Raw genomic sequence first — 4161 nt, forward strand, 5'->3', positions numbered from 1 at the left:
TATCTCGTCGGAGGCACTCCAGTCTGTACGTCGATGGGCAAGGCGCTTGCGCTTTTCTTAATATTTTCTTGCTTTTTTCAAAAACAAGTGATAAATTAAGTCATAACTCAATTCCGATTATTTTTATAAGAAAAGGGTGAATAATATGGCGAAAAATTTCAATGATCTGTTTGATGCCTGGTCCGAAACGTATGATCAAACTGTCGTTGGTTCCGACGTAGAATATAAAGAAGTATTTGCTCATTACGAACAAATTCTTGATGAGGTGGCAAAAAATTCAAAAGGGTATATCGTTGAATTTGGAGTAGGAACAGGGAATTTGACAGAAAAATTTTTAAAGAATGGGTTTGAAGTATACGGTATAGAGCCTTCTGAAGGAATGAGGAACAGGGCGAAAGGAAAGCTTCCGAATGTTCAGATTGTCGATGGTGATTTTTTGGCTTTTCCCATGCCGGAAAAAAATCCGGATACGATCGCAAGCACGTATGCTTTCCACCATTTGACCGATGAGGAAAAAAGGAAGGCAGTCGCGCTGTACAGCGACATTCTCAACGAGTCCGGGAAAATTGTTTTTGCTGATACGGTTTTTATCAATGATGCTGCCAAACAGGCTATAATAGAAGAAGCACTGCGAAACAATCATCACCGTCTTGCAGTTGATTTGCAGACGGAATATTACACAACTATTCCAGTTCTAAGGAAAATATTTGAAGAAAACGGCTTCCGGATCACATTCAAGCAAATGAATGCATTTGTGTGGCTGATAGATGCCGAGAAAAGGAGAGGGAATCAATGACTGAACAAAAGATGAACGTGGAGAGCTTCAATTTGGATCATACGAAAGTGAAGGCCCCTTATGTCCGTCTGGCGGGCGTGGTGGAAGGAGAAAACGGTGATATCATCCGGAAATACGACCTTCGGTTCTGCCAGCCGAACAAAGAGCATATGGAAATGCCTTCGATCCATTCATTGGAGCACATGATGGCGGAATTCAGCAGAAACCATTCGGATAAAATCGTCGATATCAGCCCGATGGGCTGCCAGACCGGCTATTATTTATCCCTTGTCAACCACGATGACTATGAAGACGTATTAAATATTCTGGAAAAAACATTGAACGATGTACTGGAAGCAACCGAAGTTCCGGCCTGCAATGAAGTGCAATGCGGATGGGCAGCAAGCCACTCATTGGAAGGCGCCAAAGAACTGGCCAAAAAAATGCTCGCCCACAGGGATGAGTGGACGGAAGTATTTGCATAGAAAAGCGGAGGGCGGCGTTAAGCGACTGAGATGTAAGGCGGAAACGCTTGTGTAACGCACCCGAAAACAAAAAAGCCTCTTCATATTGTTGAAGGGGCTTTTAAAATTCTATTAATTATTCACTTTATCAAAACTGAAGGATTCACGGATTTCCTGTATTAATTGCTCGGCTCCTTCACGGCTTAAGACCAATTTCCCACCGGCAAAAAAGGCATTTTCATCGGATACATTGCCTGTAATATGGCAAGTCATGCTCGGTTTATATTTCTTCAGGATAATCTTTTCATCATCTACGTATATTTCAAGTGCGTCTTTTTCTTCAATCCCCAAGGTGCGCCTTAATTCAATAGGTATGACTACCCGTCCAAGTTCATCGACTTTTCGCACAATTCCAGTAGATTTCATACTACTTTTCTCCTCTCAAAGAAACTTGTTTATATCAAAAAACATACTTTTTGTCACATTTATAATCAGATTTATCGTACCAGTCTTTCCTATTCCCGTCAATTAGAAGTTAAAAAAATGTCAATTTATTAGATAGAAATTCCTACGGATTCGTATCCATTCAATTGAATCGTCATTCAAAGGACCGATTTTCATGTTCCCTTAGTAATAGGCACAAGTTGCAGGAATCGTTGATTTCACGTATATTTTTAGTGTAGAAGAGGACAAGATGCAAAGAGTGGGTTTTGATGTTTAACGGCATCCTGTTAGCGAGAGGGAGGAAACATGGTGAAAGAAAAACTCAAAACGTTTTATTTAACAACCCCCATTTACTATCCAAGCGGGAATTTGCATATCGGCCATGCTTATACGACGGTAGCGGGTGATGCAATGGCACGCTACAAGCGGATGCGCGGTTTTGACGTCATGTATTTGACCGGAACGGACGAACATGGACAGAAAATCCAAAAAAAGGCCAAAGAAGAAAATGTTACCCCAAAGGAATATGTTGATCATATTGTCAGCGGGATTCAAAGGTTATGGAAGAAACTTGATATTTCCTATGATGACTTCATTCGTACAACCGAAGACCGGCACACAGTTGTTGTTCAAAAGATTTTTAAGCAGCTGTTGGATCAAGGCGATATTTATCTGGATGAATATGAAGGATATTATTGCACACCTTGTGAATCTTTCTTCACAGAACGGCAGCTTGACAATGGAAACTGTCCTGATTGCGGACGCCCGGTGGAGCTGGTAAAAGAGGAGTCCTATTTCTTCAGGATGAGCAAATATGTAGACAGGCTCCTGCAATATTATGAAGATAATCCCGGTTTCATCCAGCCCGAATCAAGAAAAAACGAAATGATCAATAACTTCATCAAACCGGGGCTGGAAGACTTGGCAGTCTCCAGGACGACATTTGACTGGGGCATCAAAGTTCCCGGCGATCCGAAACATGTCATCTATGTCTGGATCGATGCATTGACCAACTATATCACTGCGCTTGGCTACGGAACAGATGATGATTCCAAATATCTGAAATACTGGCCGGCGGATGTCCATATCGTTGGAAAGGAAATTGTCCGCTTTCATACTATTTACTGGCCGATCATGCTCATGGCGCTTGATTTGCCGCTTCCGAAAAAGGTTTTTGCCCATGGCTGGCTGCTTATGAAGGACGGAAAAATGTCCAAGTCCAAAGGGAATGTTGTCGATCCGGTTATGCTGATCGACCGCTACGGCCTGGATGCAGTACGTTATTATTTATTGAGAGAAGTGCCGTTTGGATCCGATGGTGTATTCACTCCTGAAGGGTTTGTCGAAAGAATCAATTATGATCTCGCCAATGACCTTGGAAACCTGTTGAACAGGACTGTTGCGATGATCAATAAATATTTTGGCGGAGAAATTCCTTCCTACGAAGGGATTGTTACACCGTTTGACAAAGACCTCCTTGGTGTGAACACCGAAACAGTACAAAAATATGAAGAAGCAATGGAAAACATGGAGTTTTCTGTAGCCCTTTCTTCCGTGTGGCAGCTAATCAGCAGGACAAATAAATATATTGATGAAACAGAACCTTGGATTCTTGCAAAAGACGAGGAAAAACGCCGTGAATTAGGCAGCGTGATGGTTCATTTGGCAGAGTCGCTCAGAAGGGCAGCTATTTTACTTCAGCCGTTCTTGACACAGACGCCGAAAGAGATCTTTGAACAGCTCAATATTACGGACGAGCAATTCCAAACATGGGAAAGCCTTGAAACGTTCGGTAATATCCCCTCCCAGACAAATGTCGCAGCAAAAGGAAAGCCGATTTTTCCTAGACTTGAGATGGATGAGGAAATTCAATATATTAAAGATCAAATGAAAGGCCCTGCCGCTCCGGAAAAAGAGAAGAAAGAAGAGAAGGAAGAAAACATAGAGCAGGCTCCTGAAATCACGATTGATGATTTTAGGAAAGTGGAGCTGAGAGTGGGCCAGGTCATCGATTGCGAACCGGTTAAAAAGGCGGATAAATTGCTCAAATTGCAGCTTGATCTCGGCTATGAAAAGAGACAGGTTGTTTCGGGCATTGCTGAATTTTATAAGCCTGAGGAATTAATAGGGAAAAAATTGATTGTCGTTGCAAACCTGAAACCGGTGAAATTGCGTGGAGAACTTTCGCAGGGAATGATCCTTGCGGGAGAAAAAGACGGCGTTTTATCGGTCGCATCGGTTGATCAAAGCCTTCCTAACGGGGCGATTGTAAACTAACTTTAATATAAAGTAATATTCAGATAAATTTATAAACATTGATAACATAGAGGGTATGGCGCATTAAACGTGGAGTTTAGGCCATTTCTCTATGTTCTTTTTTTGTAATCTAAATGTTAGCTTACTGTGACTTATGTTACCCTTAATCCGTGACTAAATTTATCTAAAAACCATCCGAAAGCTAGTGAAATCAAGTATAAT

General features: G+C 41.7%; 4 protein-coding genes. 3 read left to right on the top strand and 1 reads right to left on the bottom strand.

Annotation, left to right across the window (positions count from 1 at the left end; all coding sequences use genetic code 11):
• Positions 1-145: 145 nt before the first annotated feature.
• Together FS666_RS18810 and FS666_RS18815 are read left to right on the top strand one after the other, a co-directional pair.
• Entirely contained in the window at positions 146-796 is a 651-nt protein-coding gene (locus FS666_RS18810) for a class I SAM-dependent DNA methyltransferase (protein WP_144463739.1), read from the top strand.
• Positions 793-1260: an S-ribosylhomocysteine lyase gene (locus FS666_RS18815; RefSeq protein WP_120074450.1), complete on the top strand. Its 468-nt coding sequence runs from the start codon at positions 793-795 to the stop codon at positions 1258-1260. Before FS666_RS18810 ends, FS666_RS18815 begins: the two co-directional genes overlap by 4 nt.
• Positions 1261-1371: 111 nt before the next feature.
• Here the strand turns inward: FS666_RS18815 and FS666_RS18820 are convergent, their stop codons facing one another.
• Positions 1372-1665, bottom strand: a complete 294-nt coding sequence (locus tag FS666_RS18820; RefSeq protein ID WP_120074452.1) for an AbrB/MazE/SpoVT family DNA-binding domain-containing protein — start codon at positions 1663-1665, stop codon at positions 1372-1374.
• A 327-nt stretch (positions 1666-1992) separates the two neighbouring features.
• Here FS666_RS18820 and metG point away from each other — a divergent pair, with 327 nt between their 5' ends.
• Entirely contained in the window at positions 1993-3960 is a 1968-nt protein-coding gene (gene metG, locus FS666_RS18825) for a methionine--tRNA ligase (protein ID WP_144463740.1), read from the top strand.
• Positions 3961-4161: the final 201 nt, after the last annotated feature.

Origin of the sequence: Siminovitchia fortis (assembly GCF_007681465.1) — a bacterium.
In the GTDB taxonomy this organism is placed as follows: Bacteria; Bacillota; Bacilli; order Bacillales; family Bacillaceae_C; genus Siminovitchia; species Siminovitchia fortis.

Excerpts from the sequence above, each read along its gene's own strand:
- FS666_RS18820 (WP_120074452.1), bottom strand. The coding sequence starts at position 1,665 with ATGAAATCTACTGGAATTGTGCGAAAAGTCGATGAACTTGGACGGGTA.
- FS666_RS18810 (WP_144463739.1), top strand. The coding sequence starts at position 146 with ATGGCGAAAAATTTCAATGATCTGTTTGATGCCTGGTCCGAAACGTAT.
- FS666_RS18815 (WP_120074450.1), top strand. The coding sequence starts at position 793 with ATGACTGAACAAAAGATGAACGTGGAGAGCTTCAATTTGGATCATACG.